Source organism: Lutibaculum baratangense AMV1 (assembly GCF_000496075.1).
In the GTDB taxonomy this organism is placed as follows: domain Bacteria; phylum Pseudomonadota; class Alphaproteobacteria; order Rhizobiales; family Tepidamorphaceae; genus Lutibaculum; species Lutibaculum baratangense.
Genome location: NZ_AWXZ01000044.1, coordinates 1 through 19,957, shown reverse-complemented (window position 1 = coordinate 19,957; position 19,957 = coordinate 1). Strand labels below are relative to the sequence as shown.

The 19,957-nt window shown below is 68.6% G+C and carries 18 protein-coding genes; 11 read left to right on the top strand and 7 right to left on the bottom strand.

Features of this window, described 5'->3' with window-relative positions; all coding sequences use genetic code 11:
* Positions 1-39: 39 nt before the first annotated feature.
* The gene (locus tag N177_RS19975; protein ID WP_023434250.1) at positions 40-861 is read left to right on the top strand and encodes a manganese catalase family protein; all 822 of its coding nucleotides are present in this window, start codon (positions 40-42) and stop codon (positions 859-861) included.
* A 32-nt stretch (positions 862-893) separates the two neighbouring features.
* Here N177_RS19975 and N177_RS19970 read toward each other — a convergent pair whose 3' ends face one another.
* From N177_RS19970 to N177_RS20830, 6 genes are all read right to left on the bottom strand, one after another.
* Positions 894-1,607, bottom strand: coding sequence for a helix-turn-helix transcriptional regulator (locus N177_RS19970; RefSeq protein WP_023434249.1), 714 nt, complete (start codon positions 1,605-1,607; stop codon positions 894-896).
* 270 nt (positions 1,608-1,877) lie between these two features.
* A complete protein-coding gene (locus tag N177_RS19965; protein WP_023434248.1) occupies positions 1,878-3,368 on the bottom strand; it encodes a pyruvate kinase in 1,491 nt (496 codons plus the stop codon).
* A 104-nt stretch (positions 3,369-3,472) separates the two neighbouring features.
* Positions 3,473-4,279: a fructosamine kinase family protein gene (locus tag N177_RS19960; protein WP_023434247.1), complete on the bottom strand. Its 807-nt coding sequence runs from the start codon at positions 4,277-4,279 to the stop codon at positions 3,473-3,475.
* On the bottom strand, positions 4,276-4,773 hold the full coding sequence (locus N177_RS19955; RefSeq protein ID WP_023434246.1) for a low molecular weight protein-tyrosine-phosphatase: 498 nt from the start codon (positions 4,771-4,773) through the stop codon (positions 4,276-4,278). Before N177_RS19955 ends, N177_RS19960 begins: the two co-directional genes overlap by 4 nt.
* On the bottom strand, positions 4,773-6,431 hold the full coding sequence (gene ettA, locus N177_RS19950) for an energy-dependent translational throttle protein EttA (protein WP_023434245.1): 1,659 nt from the start codon (positions 6,429-6,431) through the stop codon (positions 4,773-4,775). The genes N177_RS19955 and ettA overlap by 1 nt, the downstream gene beginning before the upstream one ends.
* Positions 6,432-6,600: 169 nt before the next feature.
* The gene (locus N177_RS20830) at positions 6,601-7,425 is read right to left on the bottom strand and encodes a PRC-barrel domain-containing protein (RefSeq protein ID WP_023434244.1); all 825 of its coding nucleotides are present in this window, start codon (positions 7,423-7,425) and stop codon (positions 6,601-6,603) included.
* A 200-nt stretch (positions 7,426-7,625) separates the two neighbouring features.
* On the opposite strand from N177_RS20830, the gene N177_RS19940 reads away from it, so the two are divergent.
* The 10 genes from N177_RS19940 (at position 7,626) to N177_RS19895 (ending at position 19,245) form a co-directional block, all read left to right on the top strand.
* Positions 7,626-9,326, top strand: a complete 1,701-nt coding sequence (locus tag N177_RS19940; protein WP_244444326.1) for a phospholipase D-like domain-containing protein — start codon at positions 7,626-7,628, stop codon at positions 9,324-9,326.
* Between the two features lie 152 nt (positions 9,327-9,478).
* Positions 9,479-9,730, top strand: a complete 252-nt coding sequence (locus tag N177_RS19935) for a (2Fe-2S)-binding protein (protein ID WP_023434241.1) — start codon at positions 9,479-9,481, stop codon at positions 9,728-9,730.
* A gap of 103 nt (positions 9,731-9,833) precedes the next feature.
* Positions 9,834-10,322: a bacterioferritin gene (gene bfr, locus N177_RS19930; RefSeq protein WP_023434240.1), complete on the top strand. Its 489-nt coding sequence runs from the start codon at positions 9,834-9,836 to the stop codon at positions 10,320-10,322.
* A 219-nt stretch (positions 10,323-10,541) separates the two neighbouring features.
* Entirely contained in the window at positions 10,542-11,477 is a 936-nt protein-coding gene (locus tag N177_RS19925; RefSeq protein ID WP_040486312.1) for a TAXI family TRAP transporter solute-binding subunit, read from the top strand.
* Between the two features lie 131 nt (positions 11,478-11,608).
* Positions 11,609-13,711, top strand: coding sequence for a TRAP transporter permease (locus N177_RS19920; protein WP_023434237.1), 2,103 nt, complete (start codon positions 11,609-11,611; stop codon positions 13,709-13,711).
* Positions 13,711-14,115 (top strand): DUF1850 domain-containing protein, encoded by a 405-nt coding sequence (locus N177_RS19915; RefSeq protein ID WP_023434236.1) that lies wholly within the window; start codon positions 13,711-13,713, stop codon positions 14,113-14,115. The genes N177_RS19920 and N177_RS19915 overlap by 1 nt, the downstream gene beginning before the upstream one ends.
* Before the next feature lie 106 nt (positions 14,116-14,221).
* The gene (locus N177_RS19910; protein WP_023434235.1) at positions 14,222-15,493 is read left to right on the top strand and encodes an imelysin family protein; all 1,272 of its coding nucleotides are present in this window, start codon (positions 14,222-14,224) and stop codon (positions 15,491-15,493) included.
* Between the two features lie 52 nt (positions 15,494-15,545).
* Positions 15,546-17,066 carry a di-heme oxidoreductase family protein gene (locus N177_RS19905; RefSeq protein WP_023434234.1) on the top strand — a complete coding sequence of 507 codons (1,521 nt, stop codon included), beginning with the start codon at positions 15,546-15,548 and terminating at the stop codon, positions 17,064-17,066.
* A gap of 3 nt (positions 17,067-17,069) precedes the next feature.
* Positions 17,070-18,149 (top strand): imelysin family protein, encoded by a 1,080-nt coding sequence (locus N177_RS19900; RefSeq protein WP_023434233.1) that lies wholly within the window; start codon positions 17,070-17,072, stop codon positions 18,147-18,149.
* Positions 18,130-19,245 (top strand): DUF1513 domain-containing protein, encoded by a 1,116-nt coding sequence (locus tag N177_RS19895; RefSeq protein ID WP_023434232.1) that lies wholly within the window; start codon positions 18,130-18,132, stop codon positions 19,243-19,245. The genes N177_RS19900 and N177_RS19895 overlap by 20 nt, the downstream gene beginning before the upstream one ends.
* 90 nt (positions 19,246-19,335) lie before the next feature.
* Here the strand turns inward: N177_RS19895 and N177_RS21800 are convergent.
* Positions 19,336-19,957: hypothetical protein (locus tag N177_RS21800; protein WP_051402501.1), on the bottom strand; the 622-nt coding region annotated here is incomplete at its 5' end.

Below are 19,957 nucleotides of genomic sequence, written 5' to 3'. Positions count from 1 at the left end.
GGATCCGTCCAAAACGCAACCGCAGGAACGGACCTCCAGATGTTCTACCACTCATCCAAGCTCCAGTACGAAGTGCGCGTGGAAAAGCCGAACCCACTCTTCGCCAAGATGCTCCAGCAGGCGATCGGCGGTGTCGAGGGCGAGATCCGCGTCGCCATGCAGTACTTCTTCCAGGCAATGGGTGCGCGAGGGCCCGTGAAGTACCGCGACCTGCTGATCGCGACGGCCACGGAAGAGCTTTCGCACATCGAGTTCCTCGGCCACGCGGTGGCGCTGAACCTCGAGAAGGCGCCGACCTCCATGCAGGAGGAAGCGGCGAAGGATCCGGTCGTGAACGCGATCCTGGGCGGCATGAACCCGCGCCACATCCTGTCCTCGGGGCTGTCGGCCATGCCGGTCAACTCGAACGGCGTGCCGTTCGACATGAGCCACATCTACGCGACCGGCAATATCGGCGCCGACATGCTGGCGAACGCGACCGCCGAAGCCGGCGGACGGGTGCTCGCCGAGCGCCTCTACAACATGACCGACGATCCCGGCATGAAGGACATGCTGTCCTTCCTGATCGCCCGCGACACGATGCACCAGCAGCAGTGGCTTGCGGTCATCGAGGAGCTCGGCGGCCTCGAGGCGGCGCTGCCCATCCCCAACTCCGTGCCGGAGAGCCACGAGGCGACGAAGCACTCCTACGTCTTCCTCAACACCTCGCTCGACAAGCCGGCTCCGGAAGGCCGCTGGACGTCGGGGCCGTCGCTCGACGGGAAGGCGAAGTTCTCCCAGGCGAAGGCCGAGCCGATGGGCCAGGAGCCGGCGCTCGGCAAGGCGCGGCCGGACAGCGCCGCCCAGAAGGAGCAGATGTAGTCCGCCCGCCGAGCTTCGGCGGGAGCGCTAACTCACTGACGCGCGTATTCGGCGGCCATCGCGGCCGCCGAATGCCCGTCGGCCTTCAGGAAATCGTGCAGTGTCTTCCCGGGCTCGGGCCGGAAGCGCTGATCGAGGACCACGAGATCGATGATCCGGTCGAGCCTGAAGGTGCGGAAGTCCTTCCTCAGCTCGCACCAGCCGGACATCGTCCAGACCGGGCCGAAGAACGAGATGAGCAGCGGCCGCACGATGCGCGCCGACGACCTCCCCTCCTTGTTGCAGTAGCTGAAGGCGATCTTGAAGCGCCGCTTGATCGCCCCCCGAAGCTCCGCGATGTCGACGCAGACGGGCTCGCTGAAATGGTTGTCGGGCGCGAACAGCGCGATCTCGTTCATGTATTCGCGGAGCTCGGCGGGAAGCACGGCCTCTACTTTCGCCAGCGCGTCCGCCGCCGCGTCGGCCAGAGCGCAGTCGGCCCACGACCTGACGATGCGCGCGCCCAGAACGAGCGCCTCGATCTCCTCCGGCGTGAACATGAGGGTCGGTAGGTCATAGCCGCCGCGCAGTACGTAGCCGACACCGGCTTCACCCTCGATCGGCACCCCCGAGGCCACGAGATCCTGCATGTCGCGGTAGATCGTGCGCTCGGATACCTCGAGCTTCTCGGCCAGTTCCCTGGCCCGGAAGAGCTTCTCCCGGCGCAGCATCTGAATGATCGCGAAAAGGCGGTCTGCGCGGCGCATGGCTCATCCCCATCCGTTGAGACGGCAGCATATCCCATCGCTCCTGACAGGTCCTGTCAGTGGCAACAAATTCTGCTGACGCCACGTGCCGAAACCGCGGCCCCATCATCTCGCCATGGGACCTTGGTATGATCATGCCGCGCTCGCCGCCTGGAGGCGATCCGAAACACGCAACCGGGACGGGCGCGAGTTCGCGCCCCCGCGCCGGCCAACGGGCGCTCCCCCGGCGCGCGCCCCGACAGCCGCCGGCCAGTGGATCCGGCAACCGCTTCACCAGCTTGTGAGAGCCCTGAGGCGCGGCGTCTTCTTCGTCTGATGCTCGGCCATCCGCACGAGGAGCCGGTCGAGCATGTTCACGGCCTCGACGACATTTGGCCCCTTGTTGAGCATGACGCATTCGGCTCGGGCGGACATGGCCGCGTCCGTCATGTCGCCGCGAGTCGGCAGCCCCTTCTTCACGAGGCTTTCCAGCACCTGCGTCGCCCAGACGACCGGCACGTGCGCCGCCTCGCAGAGCCACATCATCTCCTCCTGCATCTCCGCCAGGCGCTCGAAGCCCAGTTCGACGGCCAGATCGCCGCGGGCGATCATCACGCCGAACGGCTGGCAGGAGGCGGCCGCCACGATGATCTCCGGCAGGTTCCTCACCGCGTGCGGCGTCTCGATCTTCGCGATCACGCCGATCCGATTCCAGTCGTTTGGCCGCCGGACGGCGAGCTCGCGCTGGAGCACACGCACGTCGTCCGCGCTCTGGACGAAGGAGTAACCGACGACGTCGGCATGTCCGGCAACGAAATCGAGATCCGCCCGATCCCGGTCCGTGAGGGCGACGACGCCGAGATCCGTGGCGGGAAAGTTCAGACCCTGGTCGGGCTTGAGCTTCCGGCCCTTCGCCGTCGCACGCGTGACGCGGATGCGGGCACCCTCCGCCGACACGGCCTCGACGACCCCGCCGAGCTTGCCGTCGTCGACGAACACGGGATCACCGCTTCTCAGGCGATCGACCACACCGGGAAGGCCGCATGCCGCCTGGAACGGGGCCTGCTCCAGTGGAACGAAAGCGCCGTCGCGCACGAGCAGGACCACGTCCCCCTCGGCGATGCGCCCGCGGTCCGGCGGATGGCGCACCTCCGCCGTGCGGCACTTCGGCCCCCCGAGGTCCATGAGGATCCGCATGCGCCGGCCGACCGCCACCTCCGCGTGCCTGATTCCGGCGACCATGCGCTCCCACCGCTCGGCATCATCGTGCGCGCAGTTGATGCGGACCGCCTCGGCACCCGCACGCGCAAGCGCCAGAAGAAGGTGCGGCTCGTCCGCCGCCTCGCTCGGCAGCGTCACCATGATGCGGACGTCCCGCCCCGGGCGAGCCTGCGGACCGAGAAGTGCCTCGGCATGGCTCGCCAGGAGGCGCTGCCCGCGGAAGAAGGCGTGTGGCCGCGGGTAGTGGGCTGGCGCCTCGCCCGCCATGGCGCGAAGTGCGCCGCCGACCGCATCGAGGTTGGCGAGCACCCTGCCCTCCAGCCGTCCGAGGGACGAGAGGCCGTAGACCATCAGCTGAGATTGCAGGCCCCGGAGATCTCGCCGACGCAGCGCGAGATAGTGGGCGAAGTTCAGGGCGCTGACCTGGAAGCTCCGGCGGACGATGCCGGGCCGCCACGCCTCGAAGATCCGCCTGCCCTCCTCCGCCACGCCGGAGCGCAGCACCGTCACCTCGTCCAGCAGTTCCTCGGGCCGTCTGAGCTCGCCGATGGCGTCTTGCATGAGGATCCCCGATGCACTGACCCGAATGGTCCGCGGATCAGCGGTACGGTCGGCGGATGACGAATTGAAGACACGGACGCTCGAACGCCCTGCGGCCTAAGGGCTCAGGCGCCGGCCGCCTCCAGCAATCCTTCCGCCATCCGGCGATACCCGGCGCCGAAGAGCCTGAAATGAACGAGGGCGGGCCAGAGCTGGTAGATCGGGCGGCGCTCCCCGTGGCCTGGCTCGAGAGGGCCGTAGGCCTCGAAGAAGGCGCGTCCCGGGTTGCCGAACAGGGTCAGCATCGCGAGGTCGACCTCGGCGTGCCCGTGATAGCAGGCGGGATCGATCAAGCCCGTCACCGCGTCACCTGAGGCGACGACGTTCCCGCTCCACAGATCGCCGTGGAGCAGGGACGCGGGCGGACTATGGGGGAGCCGGTCGGGCAACGTCGCCGCCAGCCGGTTGACGCGCCGGGTGAGGTCCGGGGGGAGATGGTCGACATGGGCGAGCAAGCGCCGCTCGGCCCAGAAGACGGGCCAGTCGTCCGACTCACCGTTCTCGATCGCCACGCGTCCGAAGGCATAGTCGCGGTCCCAGCCATAGCGCCGGCCGACCGTGGCGTGCAGCGTGCGCAGGGCCCCGCCCAGGCTTGCCCCGGCCCGGCCGAGCGTCCCGTTCTCGCGCAGCCGCTCGAGGACGAGAACCTCGTCACTCACCGCGAGCACGGCCGGAGCCGGCGCCCCGGCGGCCGCGATCGCCTGAAGCATGGCGGCCTCGGTCCGCGGGGCCGGGCCGCCCTTTACCACCGCCTCCCGGCAGTCGTCGAGCGTGATCAGGACGAGCTCGGAGAGGTCGCCGCCGCCGAGCGGATGCGAGAGCCTCACGCTTCCGCCGAGCAGCGCCGCCCCGGCCGCGGCGAGGTCGGTCATCGTTCCTCCGCGATACGGCGCGCGAGTGCGCGCGCGCCTGCCGTCACGTCGGCCCATGTGGTGTCGAAGCCCGACGCGTCGCCGAAATAGGGGTCGGCCACGGCCTCTCCCGCCCGTCCCTCGACGTGGTCGAGGAGCAGGCTCAGCTCAGCGGTGGCGTCGCCCGGGCGGCGCAGCCGCAATGCCTCGAGGTTCTGCAGGTCGAGAGCCACGACGTGGGTGAAGCGGCGAAAGTCCTCCTCCGTCACCTGCCGAGCCGCATATGTGCTGATGTCGACACCGTTGCGCCGCGCGACCGCCTGAGCCCTCCGGTCCGGCGGCTCGCCGACATGGTAGTCGCCCGTGCCCGCGGACTCGACATCGACATCGAGACCGAGCCGCGCCGCCTCGAGCCTGAATGCCGCCTCGGCCAACGGCGAACGGCAGATATTCCCCAGACAGACGAAGAGGACGGCCGCGCTGGCCGCGGCGTCCCCGTTTCGCGGTGCAGCCATCAGTTGCGCGTCAGCCGCTTGTACTTGATGCGCCTCGGCATCAGCGAATCCGGCCCCAGTCGGCGCTTCTTGTCCTCCTCGTAGGCCTGGAAGTTGCCCTCGAACCATTCGACGTGGCTGTCGCCCTCGAAGGCGAGGATGTGCGTCGCGAGCCGATCGAGGAACATGCGATCATGGCTGATCACGACGGCGCAGCCGGCGAAGTCCTCGAGCGCGTCCTCGAGAGCGGTAAGCGTCTCGGTGTCGAGGTCGTTCGTCGGCTCGTCGAGCAGGAGCACGTTCGCCCCCGACTTGAGGACGCGCGCCAGGTGGACCCGGTTGCGCTGGCCGCCGGAGAGCGAGCCGACCGGCTGCTGCTGATCCCCGCCCTTGAAGTTGAAGGCGGCGACATAGGCGCGGCTGTTCACCTCCCGCTTGCCGAGCTGGATCACCTCGTTGCCGTCGGAGATCGCCTGCCAGACGGTCGCGTTGGGGTCGAGCACGTCGCGGTTCTGGTCGACATAGCCGAGGTGAACGGTCTCGCCGACGCTGATCTCGCCGCCGTCCGGCTTGTCCTGCCCGGTGATCATGCGGAACAGCGTCGTCTTGCCTGCGCCGTTCGGTCCGATGACGCCGACGATGCCGCCGGGCGGCAGGGAGAACGACAGGTCGTCGATGAGCAGCCGCTCGCCGAAGCCCTTCGCGACGTGCTCTGCGCTGATGACGTTCTGGCCGAGCCTCTCGCCGGGCGGAATGATGATCTGGGCCTGACCGCTCGTCACGCGCTCCTCGTTGCGCTTGAGAAGCTCGTCATAGGCCTGGATTCGCGCCTTCGACTTCGTCTGACGGGCCTTGGGCGACGCGGAGATCCACTCGCGCTCGCGGGCGATCGCGCGCTGTCGGGCGGCGTCCTCCCGCTCCTCCTGCTGGAGGCGCTTCGCCTTCTTCTCGAGATAGACGGTGTAGTTGCCCTCGTAGGGGACGCCGCGCCCCCGATCGAGCTCGAGGATCCAGCCGGTGACGTTGTCGAGGAAGTAGCGATCGTGGGTGACGATCAGAATGGCGCCGGGATACTCCCGCAGGTGGTTCTCGAGCCAGTGCACCGTCTCCGCGTCGAGATGGTTCGTCGGCTCGTCGAGAAGCAGGAGATCCGGCTGGCTGAGCAGCAGCCGGCACAGGGCCACGCGGCGCCGTTCGCCACCCGACAGCCGGGTCACGTCGGCGTCCGGCGCTGGGCAGCGCAGGGCGTCCATGGCCTGCTCCACCTGGCTGTCGAGATCCCACAGGTTGAGGCGGTCGATGTCGTCCTGGAGCTTCGAGGCCTCCTCGGCCGTCTCGTCCGAGTAGTTCATCATGAGCTCGTTATAGCGATCGAGGATCGCCTGCTTCCCGGCGACGCCTTCCATCACGTTGCCCCGGACGTCCTTCGCTTCGTCGAGCGCCGGCTCCTGGGGCAGGTACCCCACCGTCGCGCCCTCGGCCACCCAGGCTTCGCCGGTGTACTCCTTGTCGGTCCCCGCCATGATGCGCAGCAGGGTCGACTTGCCCGAGCCGTTCGGGCCGAGGACGCCGATCTTCGCGTCCGGATAGAAGCTGAGATTGACCCCGTCGAGCACCTTCTTGCCGCCGGAGTAGGCCTTGCTCAGGCCCTGCATGTGGTAGATGAACTGCCGCGCCATGGGGCCACGTTCCTCTCGAGAACTGTTCGATTTCGGAGATGTGGCGCCGTTCTAGGGCATGGCTCGGTGCCATGCAACGAGATGCGGCACCCGCTCGGGGGTGCCGCATACGAAAAGGCGCCCGGCCTGTCGGCCGAGCGCCTCGTCGTCAGGGACGTCCGTCGGGCGCTTACTGCGCGGTGCCGGTCGTGCCCGTCGTCGAAGAGCCGGAGCCCATCGTGTCCGTGCCCATCGTGCTCTCGTTCTGGGCGGCCTCGGCCTGCTGGCGCTCGGCCTCCTCGCGCTCCTCGAGCGAGACGAACTGCGGTGCGTTCTCCAGCTCCTCGCGGGTCGCGTTGAGCGTGAGCACCAGCTCGCCGTTCTCGTCACGGCTGCGCTCGACCTGGTCGTAATTGATGGCCACGTCCTTCTCGCCGATTCCGAGGAAGCCGCCGATGCCGATCACGACCGCCTGCACGCCACGATCCTCGGTGATGAGGACGTCCTTGATGCTGCCCAGGTTCTCGCCCTCGGCGTTCTGAACGTTCACGCTCATCAGGTCGCTGGCGAGGAGCTCTTCCTCGCTCTGCTGGCCGATATACATCTCGCCCGAGGCCTGCTCCATCGGGGCGGCGTCGGTCGTCGCTTCCGTCTCGGCCGTGTCCATGGCGGCGTCGTCACCTTCCATGGTCTCGGTCGCCGTGACGGCGTCCTGCTCGGTCTCGAGCGTGTCCGTCTCCGCCGTCGCCGGCTCGTCCGTGGTCAGCGTCTCGCTCTCGGCGGCGTCCATCTCGCCGGCGTCCGGCGTCTCGACGTCCTGGGCGGTGTCCTGCGTCTCGATCGCCTCGCCCTCGGCCTCGGCGGTGCCCTCGGCAGGAACCGTGACGGTTGTGGAGTCGGTCGAGTCGGTCTGGGCCTGCGGCTCCTGCGTCGTCGCGTTGTCGGTCTGGGCGGCCGCAGGGGTCACCGCAAGAAGAAGAGCCAGCGCGCTTCCGGTCAGAAGTTCTTTGGTCATCCGTCCATCTCCTCGTTTAGCCGGCTCCCTCCCGGTGCCGGTGAAAGAAAGGCCCCCTTCTCGAACATGAAAGGCCCGGTCCCGGACCTTCGGCATCACAACGCCTGTTCTTGAAGGTGGTTCCACATCACGCCGTTGGCGCGACCCTCTTCCTGACACCACCGGTGCGAGCTGGGTGTCATGAAGAAGTTGAGCTAGAAATGTCGGGCGGCGGCAAAGGTTCCTCGCTTCTGGAGACGGTGACGGGAGGCTTCGCTCGCAGCACGAGCGCCTGTCGCGGCAGGAACCGATGCCACTCGCTCGGTCTTCCCAAGGCGATGCCGGTGGAGCGGCCGGCACTCGACCACGGGCCTTTCGGCAAGGAGCGCGACATGGAGATGCAGGCGCGAGAGCGTCCCGCGCGGGACGAGCGGGCGGGCGAAGCCACCCCGGCGCCGGCAGGGGCGCGGGAGCAGATCCTCGTTCAAGGCCAGACGTGCTGGCGCATCGAGCGGGCCGACAAGTTGGCGGTGATCATCGACGCGGCCGAGTACTTCCGGCACGCGAAGGCCGCGATGTTGAACGCGGAGCGTTCGATATTCCTGATCGGCTGGGACTTCGACACGCGTATAGAGTTCGAGCCGGGACAGAAGACGCTGGAGGGGCCGAACGCTCTCGGCCGGTTCCTGACCTGGCTCAGTCGGCGCCGCAAGCGGCTCGAGATCTTCGTCCTGAAATGGAACCTCGGCTTCCTCAAGAACCTGCCGCGCGGGACGACGCCGCTGTTCATCCTCGACTGGATCACGAGCCGCCGGATCCACTTCCGGCTGGACGCCAAGCATCCCCCGTCGGCGGCGCATCATCAGAAGGTCGCCGTCATCGACGATTGCCTGGCCTTCTGCGGCGGCATCGACATGACCGTCGGCCGGTGGGACACCCGGGAGCACATCGAGCAGGACGAGCGGCGGCGCATCCCCCGGGGCGGCCTGTCCAAGCCATGGCACGACGCCGCCGTGGCGGTCGACGGTCCCGCCGCTGCGGCCCTGGGCGACCTCGCGAGGGAACGCTGGGGGCGCGCGACGGGCAACTGGATCAAGCCACTCGAGTCGGACCGGAAGCTGTGGCCGGAGAAGCTCGAGCCGACCTTCCGCGACATCGACATCGGGCTCGCGCGGAGCTGGCCGGAGCGCGACGAGGCCGAGCCCGCATACGAGGTCGCCGCGCTGACCTTCGCGGCCATCGCCGCAGCGCGGAAGACCCTCTTCATCCAGTCGCAATATCTCGCGTCGCGGCGGATCGCGGAGGCGCTCGCCGACCGCCTGCAGGAGCCCGACGGGCCCGAGATCGTCATCGTGCTCCCGGCCGAAGCCGATGGCTGGCTCGAGATCAAGACGATGGACGCGGCCCGCACGCGACTTCTCTCCCATCTCCGCTCCCGGGACCCGTACCGGCGCTTCTCGGCGTACTACCCCACCAACGCCGCAGGGACGCCGATCTACGTGCATGCGAAGATCCTGTTCGTCGACGATCGCCTCCTGAGGATCGGCTCGTCGAACCTGAACAACAGGTCGATGGGCTTCGACAGCGAGTGCGACGTGGCCATCGAAGCGTGTCCCGGCACGGCGCGAGAGGCCGAGATCCGGGAGGAGATCCTTTCCATCCGCGACGATCTCATCGCCGAGCATATGGGCTGCGGGTTGGAGGAGGTGCGCGCAGCGATCCGCGACGCGGGCTCGATCGCCGGCGCCGTCGACCGGCTGCGTCGGGACGGCGCGCCGTGCCTTGTCCCGATGCCGAACGGCGAGAACGACCTGATCGACACCGCCCTGGCCGAAGGCGAACTCGTCGACCCCGAGAGGCCGGAAATCCTGCGGCGCGGGCTTTCGCGTGTCTTCTCCGGCTGGTTCGGCCGCGGCCGCTAACAACCCGCGGGGCGCGGGAAATCGCCGCAGGTGAGTGGCACTGGCGGCAGATCCGCATTAATCTGTATGTTGCTTGCAGGTTTTGCGTGCTATGCACTCATCCACCTGCACGAACTCCAGCTTATTCAGCCTCACAGCAAGCGCCTGCCGCCATGATCGTCTGCCACTGCAACGTCATCACGCGCAAAGAGATCGAGGAGGTGGTCGACCGGCTGCTGGCCGCCGATCCCTACTGCGTCGTCACCCCGGGCCGCATCTATCACCGCCTCGGGAAGCGCGGCCGGTGTTGCAACTGCTTTCCTCTCGTCGTCCAGATTCTCGTGGAGCGCGTGGAGCGCACCCATCGGGAAGAAGGCCTGCCCGCATGCGACGGGCCCGCCCCCGGCCTTTCCAAGGTCGCGTGAGCCATGCGGCTGAAACATGCCCTCCCCACGCGCCGGAACTTGTGCTAGGTCTCCAGATTAGAGTAATTCGAAACAACCCGGCGACCTGTACAGGAGGAGGAACATGAAGGGCGATCCCAAAGTGATCGACTGCCTCAACGAGGCCCTGAAGATGGAGCTGGGGGCGGTCAACCAGTACTGGCTGCACTACCGTCTGACGGAGGACTGGGGCCTCGCGAAGGTGGCCGCGAAGGAGCGGGCGGAATCCATCGAGGAGATGCACCACGCCGACAAGCTGGTGCAGCGGATCATATTCCTCGAGGGGCACCCCAACCTGCAGACGATCGCCCCTCTGCGTGTGGGACAGAACATCAAGGAAGTGCTCGAGGGCGATCTCGCCGGCGAGTACGAGGCGCAGCGCGCCTACACGAAGTTCCGCGACGTGTGCGAGCAAGCCAAGGACTACGTCTCCAAGGACCTGTTCGAGGAGTTGATCGCCGACGAGGAGGGTCATATCGACTTCCTCGAGACGCAGCTCGAGCTCCTCGAGAAGATCGGCGTCGAGCGCTACATGCTCCTCAACGCCGGCTCGGCCGACCAGCCCGAGGCCTGAACGACCGGCCATCGCGTCATCAAGGCATTCCGGAGGGGCCGCGCACCGAAAGGGCGCGGCCCTTCCGCCATTTCGCGCCTCATCTCCCGCTTGGTCTTTCGGCTATTGGAATTTCCGGCGGCGTCAACCTAGACTGCCGCCCATCGACCGCCCCCAAGGGGCGGATTCTTGCTGCCAAAGAAAACGGGAGGAAAGCCAGTGACATTCAGTGCAAGGCGGATGCTAGTGGCAGGTGCCGCGGCGGCCAGCATGGCGCTTACGCCAGCCGCGGCGGGCGCACAGGAGTTCATCAACATCCTGACGGGCGGCCAGGCGGGCGTCTACTATCCGCTGGGCGTCGCGCTCGAGAAGGTGTTCGCCGACAACATCGAGGGCGCGCGCCCCTCCGTGCAGTCGACGAAGGCATCCGTCGAGAACCTGAACCTCCTGCAGGACGGCCGCGGCGAGATCGCCTTCTCGCTCGGCGATTCGGTCAAGGCGGCCGGCGAAGGCGACGAGGAAGCCGGTTTCGCACAGCCGCTCGACAAGCTGCGGGTGATCGCCGCGATCTACCCGAACTTCGTCCAGATCGTCGCCTCGGCGGAGTCTGGCATCGAGAGCCTCGATGATCTCAAGGGCAAGGCCCTCTCCGTCGGCGCGCCCCGGTCGGGCACCGAGCTCAACGCCCGGCAGATCTTCCAGGCCGCCGGCATGTCGTACGACGACCTCGGCAAGGTCGAGTACCTGCCCTTCGCGGAATCCGTGGAACTGATGAAGAACCGGCAGATCGACGCGACGCTCCAGTCGGCCGGTCTCGGCGTCGCCTCGATCCGCGATCTCGCGTCCGCCATTCCGATCAAGGTCGTGGCGGTGCCGCAGGAGATCGCGGAGACGCTCGGCGCACCTTTCGTCTCGGAGCCGATCCCGGCGGGGACCTATGAGGGCCAGGACGAGGATGTGCAGACCGTCGCAATCGTCAACTATCTGGTCACGCATTCCGACGTCTCCGACGACCTCGCCTATGCGATGACGAAGGCGATCTTCGAGAATCTCGACCAGCTGAAGGCCGCTCACGCCGCGGCCAACGCGATCAGCATCGAGACGGCCGCCGAAGGCGCGCCCGTTCCGCTGCACCCCGGAGCCGAGCGCTACTACAAGGAAGCCGGCGCTCTCTAGAGCCCGCTTCTCACTGGCCGGCGCCTCAGCGGCGCGCGCCACGTGCCGGCCGGATCGGGAGGGCCCATGTCCTCCCGATCCTCACACGGCGTTCTGGATCCCTGTCCCACGCATCCATCCGGAGACCTGGCATGAGCGCGTCCGCCCCCGCGAACGGCAGCCTTCCGCCCGACGAGGAGCCGATCCAGCACGAGTATGGCTGGGGCACCGGGCCCTTCGCCCGCGTGCTGATGGGCGTGGCGATCGCGTTCTCCCTGTTCCAGCTGTGGACCGCCGCCTATTCGCCGATCGCGAGCCAGATCACGCGGGCGGTCCATGTCGGCTTCCTGCTCCTGCTCCTGTTCGGGCTCCTGGCGAACCAGAAGCCACATAACAAGGCGCGCTTCGCGGCCTTCCTCATTCTCGGGATCGTCGGCTTCTCCATCGGGCTCTACCACTGGGAGGGCTATCACCGGATCATCCTGCAGGCCCGCCCGACCGAGCTCGACATCATTTTCGGCACCGTGGCGATCGGGCTCGTGTTCCTGGCGGGCTACATGATGATGGGGTGGGCGCTGCCGATCATCTGCGGCGTCTTCGTTCTCTACGGCCTTTACGGCCATCTCCTGCCGCCGCCACTCATCCACCGGCCTTATGCCTACGACCAGATCGTCGACATCCTGTTCCTCGGCACCGAGGGGATATTCGGAACGCCGATCTACGTCTCGTCGACATATATCTTCCTGTTCATCCTGTTCGGCTCGTTCCTCGAGCGGGCCGGGATGATCCAGCTCTTCACCGACCTCGCCATGGGAACGGTCGGGCACACGAAGGGCGGGCCGGCGAAGGTCTCCGTCGTCTCCTCCGGCCTCATGGGCACGATCAACGGCTCGGGCGTCGCGAACGTCGTGACCACCGGCCAGTTCACGATTCCGCTGATGAAGCGCTTCGGCTTCCGTCCGGCCTTCGCCGGCGGCGTCGAGGCGACCGCCTCGATGGGCGGCCAGATCATGCCGCCCGTGATGGGCGCCGTCGCCTTCATCATGGCCGAGACGATCGGCGTGCCGTACGTCTCGGTCGTGTGGGCGGCGATCGTCCCGGCCATGCTCTACTTCGCCACCGTCTTCCTGATGGTGCATCTCGAGGCCGGCCGCCTCGGCCTGCAGGGCCTGCCGCGCGACGAGCTGCCGAGCGCCTGGAGGGCCCTCGTCGACCGCTGGTATCTCCTCCTGCCGCTCGTCGCCCTCGTCTATCTCCTGTTCTCCGGCTACACGCCGCTCTTCGCCGGCACGATCGGCCTCGCCTTCACCCTGCTCCTGATCCTCGGCACGCCGATCGCGGGCATCCTCGGCCCGGTTCCCCTGCGCATCGTCTTCTGGATCGCGCTGGGCATCGGCGCCGCCTGGACGTTCCAGTCCTACGGCATTACCCCCGTCGTCCTGCTGATCGTCGCGCTGATGGCGTTCAACCTCGTCAACCGCGGCGGCCGCGAGACGTTGCGGCTGACGATCGAGAGCCTCGCGCTCGGCGCGAAGAACGCCCTCCCCGTCGGCGTCGCCTGCGCTCTCGTGGGTGTCCTCATCGGCATCCTCGCCCTGACCGGCACCGCCACGACCTTCACCCGCGTGATCGTGAGCGTCGGCGAGAGCTCCCTCTTTTTCTCGCTTTTCCTGACGATGATCACCTGCCTGATCCTCGGGATGGGGATCCCGACGATCCCGAACTACATCATCACCTCCTCGATCGCCGGCCCCGCCCTGCTCGATCTCGGCGTCCCGCTGATCGTGAGCCACATGTTCGTCTTCTATTTCGGCATCATGGCGGACCTCACGCCGCCGGTCGCGCTGGCCGCCTTCGCGGCCGCGCCGATCGCGAAAGAAGGCGGCATGAAGATCGGCGTGCAGGCGATGCGCGTCGCCATCGCCGGCTTCGTCGTGCCCTACATGGCGGTCTACGCGCCCACTCTGATGCTCCAGCCGGGCGGGCCGCTCGCCGACGCGATCGGCTTCTGGCCCGCCGTCGCCTACAATATCGGAAAGGCGCTGCTCGCGATCGGCCTGTGGGGCGCGGCCTCCATCGGCTTCTTCGGCGTGAGGTTGCGCTGGTGGGAGCGGATCTGGGCCTTCCTCGCCGCCTCGACCCTCATCGTCGCCCTCCCCGTCACCGACGAGATCGGCTTCGCGGCCTGCATCGCCTTCATCGGCTGGGTCTGGTGGCGCATCCGCCGCACGCGAACCGAGCCGCTGCCGGCCTGATGCCGCTCTGCGTCCTCGGGGCCGGCAAGATCGTCACGCTGGCGGTCGCCGGCTTCGCCCTTTCCTGGACGCACACCGTCGAGCGCGTTCCCTGGCAGGAGGAGTGGCGGGTCGAAGGCGATCGCCTCGTGCTCGAGACCTCGCGCATCAAGGGCTCGGGCGCCGGCATGGAGCCGCCGCCCGAGGCCCGTCTCGTCGATGGCTGGTATGTCTGGCATCCCGAGGAGCCGCGGCCGGAGATCGTGCTGCGGCGCGCCACGGAGCCGGGGGTCGGGGACTGGACGCTCTGCACGCCCGGGGACGGCGAGCCTCGCCGCGCCTGCCGTCCCCTCGGCGAGATCGTCGACGCGGATCCCGTGACACTGAGGCCTTGCGGCGGTGGAGCGACCGACGCTTCCCGGTGATCCCGCGCCTGCAGATCGAGGCTTGCAATCGCTCCGGGGATGAGGGATCAACTATACCTGCAGAGAAAAGTGTAGTTTTGAACCCTTCGAAAACGGGGAGACCGCGATGACGGGACCAGGCAGGTACGTGCTCGCCGGGGGATTGGCGATGCTCGTCGCGACGGCCGCTCATGCGCAGCCGGCACTGGATGAGGTGGCCGCGACTTATGCCGACATCGCGCAGGCCGGCTACGAGGATTCGCTCACCACGGCCGAGACGCTGAAGGACGCCGTGGCGGCACTGGTCGCGGACCCGAGCGAGGAAACGCTAGCGGCGGCGAGGCAGGCGTGGATCGACGCCCGGGTGCCCTATCAGCAGACGGAGGTCTACCGCTTCGGCAATCCCCTCGTCGACGAGTGGGAGGGCAAGGTGAACGCCTGGCCCCTCGACGAGGGGCTGATCGACTATGTCGACGCGTCCTACGGGACCGAGTCGGACCAGAACGAGGCCTATGCCGCGAACGTCATCGCCAACCCGCAGCTGAAGGTCGGCGGGCGGGAGGTCGATGCCTCCACGATCGACGCGGACCTGCTCGAGGGCACGCTGCAGGAACTGGGCGGCGTGGAAGCGAACGTCGCGACCGGCTACCACGCGGTCGAGTTCCTGCTCTGGGGCCAGGATCTCAACGGCACCGATGCCGGGGCCGGCGACCGGCCGCATACCGACTACGTGCAGGGCGACGGCTGCACGGGCGGCAACTGCGACCGGCGCGCGCAGTATCTGACCGCGGCGACGGAGCTTCTGGTGAGCGACCTCCGCGAGATGGCGGAGATGTGGGCCGAGGGCGGCGAGGCGCGCGCGGCGGTGACGGAGGATCCTGAGGCCGGTGTTCGCGCCATCTTCACCGGCATGGGGTCGCTCTCCTATGGCGAGCTCGCCGGCGAGCGCATGAAGCTCGGGCTCATGCTGCACGATCCCGAGGAGGAGCACGACTGCTTCTCCGACAACACCCACAACTCGCACTATTACGACGCCCTCGGCATCAGGAACGTCTATGTCGGCCGCTACGTCCGCACCGACGGCTCGGTGGTCGAGGGGCCTGCGCCCGCGGATCTCGTCGAGGCCGCAAAGCCCGAGACCCACGCCGAGCTTCTCGCCAAGCTCGACGAGACGCTGGCGGCGATGGACGCCATCAGGGAGCGGGCCGAGGGTGGCGAGGCCTATGACCAGATGATCGGCGAGGGCAACGAGGAGGGGAACGAGGTCGTCCAGCACGCCGTCGACGCGCTCATCGCGCAGACCCGGTCGCTGGAGCGGGCCATCGCGGCGCTCGACCTGGAGCAGATCGACCTCGAGGGGTCCGACAGCCTCGACAATCCGAACGCCGTCTTCCAGTAAAGACCCTGGGCGGGCGCTTCCGGCGCCCAGCCCTCCACAGGCGTCTTCCGCCATGACCTCCGCCCGCCTCATCGCCCTGAGCTTCGGCGTCTCGACCGCCATGACCCTCTTCGCCTACGCGGCCTCGGAGGGTCCGCTTGCCCATCGCGCGGATCTCAGCGAGGCGGACCGGGCGCGCATCGCGGGCGTCACCGCTTCCACCGGGGATTTCACGAAGGCGGAGCCCTTCGAGGTGAACCAGGGCGGCGCGACGACGGTCGAACGCTTCGACCGGGATGCCTTCTCCCAGTTCTCGGCGAACCTGCCATTCGAGGGGCGGTCGGACTTTGCGGTCGGGAACGGCGTCTTCCGCAAGCTGTGGACGCCCGCCCCCTCCTCCACGACCGCCTCCGACGGCCTCGGTCCGCTGTTCAACTCCCGGGGCTGCCAGAACTGCCATTTGAAGGACGGGCGCGGTCAGCCGCCCCGCGATGGGGCGGCCGGCGCGGAGTCCTTCGTGCTGGGCCTCAGCGTGCCGGCGCCGGAGGGCGAGCCCGAGTTCCCCCAGACCGTCTCGGAGCTCGTCGTGCCGGAGCCGACCTACGGCTCGCAGCTTCAGGACCTGGCGGCGGCCGGCCACGCCGCCGAGGGGCGCGTCGTGGTCACGTATGGCGAGCGGGCGGTGCAGCTGTCGGGCGGGGAGACGGCGAGCCTGCGCGTGCCGCGCTACGAGATCGCCGAGCTGGGCTACGGGCCGCTTCACCCAGACACGATGATCTCGCCGAGGGTCGCCCCGCAGATGATCGGGCTCGGCCTTCTGGAATTCGTCCACGAGGGCGACATACTCGCGCTCGCCGACCCGGACGACGAGGACGGAGACGGGATATCCGGCCGTCCGAACTGGAATGTCGACGTGTCGACCGGCGAGCCGGCCCTCGGGCGCTTCGGCTCGAAGGCGATCCAGCCGACCGTCCGCCAGCAGGCGGCCTTCGCCTTCGTGACCGACATGGGGCTCGGCAACCCGGACGTGCCGGAGCCCCACGGCGACTGCACCGAAGCCCAGACGTCCTGCATCGACGCGCCGGTCGGGCAGGACTACGACGGGCACGAGGTGCCGGAGGAACTGCTGGCGCTCGTGACCTTCTATTCCCGGCACCTGGCCGTGCCGGCGCGCCGCGACGTCGAAGACCCCGAGGTCCTGCGCGGCAAGGAGCTCTTCTACCAGACGGGCTGCGTCGGCTGCCACCATCCCAAATACGTCACGCGCGACGATGACGAGGTGCCGGTGGCGCTGCGCCGGCAGCTCATCTGGCCTTACACCGACATGCTGCTGCACGACATGGGGGACGGCCTCGCCGACCGCCGGCCGCAAGGGGCCGCCTCGGGGCGCGAATGGCGCACGCCGCCGCTCTGGGGCATCGGCTTGACGCAGGCGGTGAGCGGCCACACGCTGTTCCTGCACGACGGGCGCGCCCGCAGCCTGCTCGAGGCCGTGCTGTGGCATGGCGGCGAGGCCGAGGCCACCCGTGATTCCGTGGCGGCCATGACGCCCGACAACCGCGCCGCCCTCATCCGGTTCCTGGAGTCTCTCTAGATCATGCGGTTCGCGCTCGCCGCCCTCGCGATGGCCGTCATGGCCGCCTCCCCGGCTCACGCTCAGCCGGGTGGCGAGGCCCTGCAGGGTTTCGCCGACCGGGCACTCGCAGGCTATGTCCGCCCGGCGGCTGCCGATTTCGAGGCGGCGACGGCCTCTCTTTCGGCGGATGTCGCGACCCTGTGCGAGACACCGGGCGAGGCGTCGCTCCAGACGGCGCAGGCCTCGTTCCGGAAGGTCGCGGAGGCCTGGGCCGGCCTGTCCTTCCTGGCGCTCGACCCGCTGCGGCAGGACGACCGACAGGCTCGCGTGTTCTTCTGGCCCGACCCGCGGGGCGTGACGCTGAGACAGGTGCAGGGCGTTCTGGCCGAGGAGGACCCGGCGGCGACGTTGCCGGCAGAGCTGAGGCAGAAGAGCGTCGCCGTGCAGGGCCTGGGCGCGCTGGAGTTTCTGATGTTCGGCAGCGGATCCGAGACGCTGGCCGAGCTCCCCATGAGCTTCCGTTGCCGCTATGCGCAGGCGATGGGCGAGAACGTCCACCAGGTCGCGCAGGAACTCCAGGTCGCTTTCGCGGAAGACGGTGCGTTCGCGTCGGAGTTCTCCGCCCCTGGAGCGGACAACCCGCTCTACCGCGGGCCAAGCGAGCCCGTCCGGGACCTTATCGGGAGCGCCGCGACGGGCCTCGAGCTCGCGGCGGAGCGGATCGTCCGCCCGGCGATGGGAGAGTCGGTCGAGACGGCACGTCCGAAGACCGCGCCCTTCTGGCGAAGCGGCACGACGCTCGGCTATGTCGGCCATATGGTCGGGGGGACCGGCGCCCTGCTGCAGGCGGGCGGGATCGAGGCTATCTTGCCGAAGGACCTGTCATGGCTCGAGCGCTCGATCGGCTTCGAGATCGCGAACGCGAGGGCCGTGGCGGGCCGGATCGCCGAGCCCATCGAGGAAGCCGTCGTCGACACCGACGGGCGGCGGGACCTGACGGCGCTTTTCTATTCGCTCGACAATGCCCGGAGCCTCGTCTCCGAGCAGCTCATGTCGGCGGCGGGATTGAAAGCGGGGTTCAATGCGCTCGACGGCGATTGAACGGCGCGCCTTCCTGCGGGGAGCGGGCGCCGCGGGGCTGATGCTGTTCGGCGCGCTCGGCCGCCGCGCCGAGGCAGCAGGAGCCGAGCCGCTCTATCTCAGCGGCTGCCGGAAGCCGGACGGCAGCTTCGCGGTCGCCGTCTTCCGCCCCGAAGAGGGCATCGTCCGCACCGTTCCCCTGCCCGACCGCGGCCACGACATCTGCGTGTCGCCCGGCGGAAGGCGAGCGATCGCCTTCGCGCGCCGGCCCGGCACATTCGCCTGCGCCATCGACCTGAGGCGCGAGACGGAGCCGACGGTCTTCCACACGCCCGAGGGCCGACACTTCTACGGCCACGGCGACTTCAGCCCGGACGGCCGGCTGCTCTTCGCGACCGAGAACGACTACGACAACGCGCGCGGCACGATCGGCATCTACGACGCCCGAGGCGGATATGCCCGCCTGGGCGAGATCGAGTCCTACGGGGTCGGGCCGCACGAGGTCGTCCTGATGCCGGACGGCCGCACGCTGGCCATCGGGAACGGCGGCATCGAGACCCATCCGGCCGCGGGCCGCACGATGCTGAACGTCGACTCCATGCAGGCGAACCTCGCCTTCGTCGACTGGCGCTCCGGAGACCTCATCGCGCGCCACGCGCTGCCGCCGGAGGTCCACAAGCTGTCGATCCGGCATGTCTCGCTCGACGCCGACGGGCGATCCTGGTTCGGCTGCCAGTATGTCGGGCCCGAGGCCGACAGGCCGCCGCTCGTCGGCTATGCCGGGCCGCAGGAAGCGCCGCGCCTGCTCGCCGCGCCCAATCACATCCAGAACAGCCTCATGAACTATGTCGGCGCCATGGCCACGAGCCGAGACGGGCAGTTCGTCGCCGCGTCGTGCCCGCGGGGCGGCAAGGTTCTCGTCTGGAACCTGCGGGGCGAACTCGTCGCCGCGCGCGATTTCGAAGACAGCTGCGGCATCGTCTCCGGGACGGCGCCGTCGGGCTTCCTCGGCACGAACGGTCTCGGCGAGATCCGCGAGTTCACGGCGGGCGAGACGCTGCTGGCGCGACGCCACGATCTCGCCTTCGACAATCACGTCGCCCTCGCGCGCGGCTGATCCGCAGGACAGCCGCTCCACCCGGTTCAGCCTGGGTTCATGTCACTCCGCCTTAACTCCGGCAAACCGAACCGGGGCGTTGCGCGTTGGCTAGGCACCGGGGAGCACCGGCAGAAGACGGAGCAGACAATGAAGAGACTGAAGATAATCCTGACGCTCGGCACCGCCGTGCCCGCGCTCTTGGCGGCCGGCCTTGCGGCGCCGGCGTCGGCGGAGGAACCGCGCCCCCTCGTTCTCGCGCAGGGAGGACCCGATCAGGGCGAGGGCCAGGGTCCGGGGGACCAGCTCCGCCGCATGCGCGAGCAGCTGCGTGAGCAGGCTCAGGAGCAGCGCCGCCAGGTTCAGGAGCAGCGCCAGCAGGCGCAGGACCAGCAGCGTGAGCGCAACGAGGAGCATCGGCGCATGCTCGAGCAGCAGCGCGATCAGGAGCTCGGGCGGCAGAATGACCGTCAGGGCGACCGTGCCGAGGAGCGCCGCCGCCAGGTGGAGGAGCAGCAGCGCCAGCACGCCGAGGAAGAGCGTCGGCAGGCCGAGGAGCAGCAGCGCCAGCGCGCCGACGAACAGCGCCGCCAGGTCGAGGAACAGCAGCGCCAGCGCGCCGAGGAAGAGCGTCGGCAGGCCGAGGAGCAGCAGCGCCAGCGCGCCGAGGAAGAGCGTCGGCAGGCCGAGGAGCAGCAGCGCCAGCGCGCCGAGGAAGAGCGCCGCCAGGCCG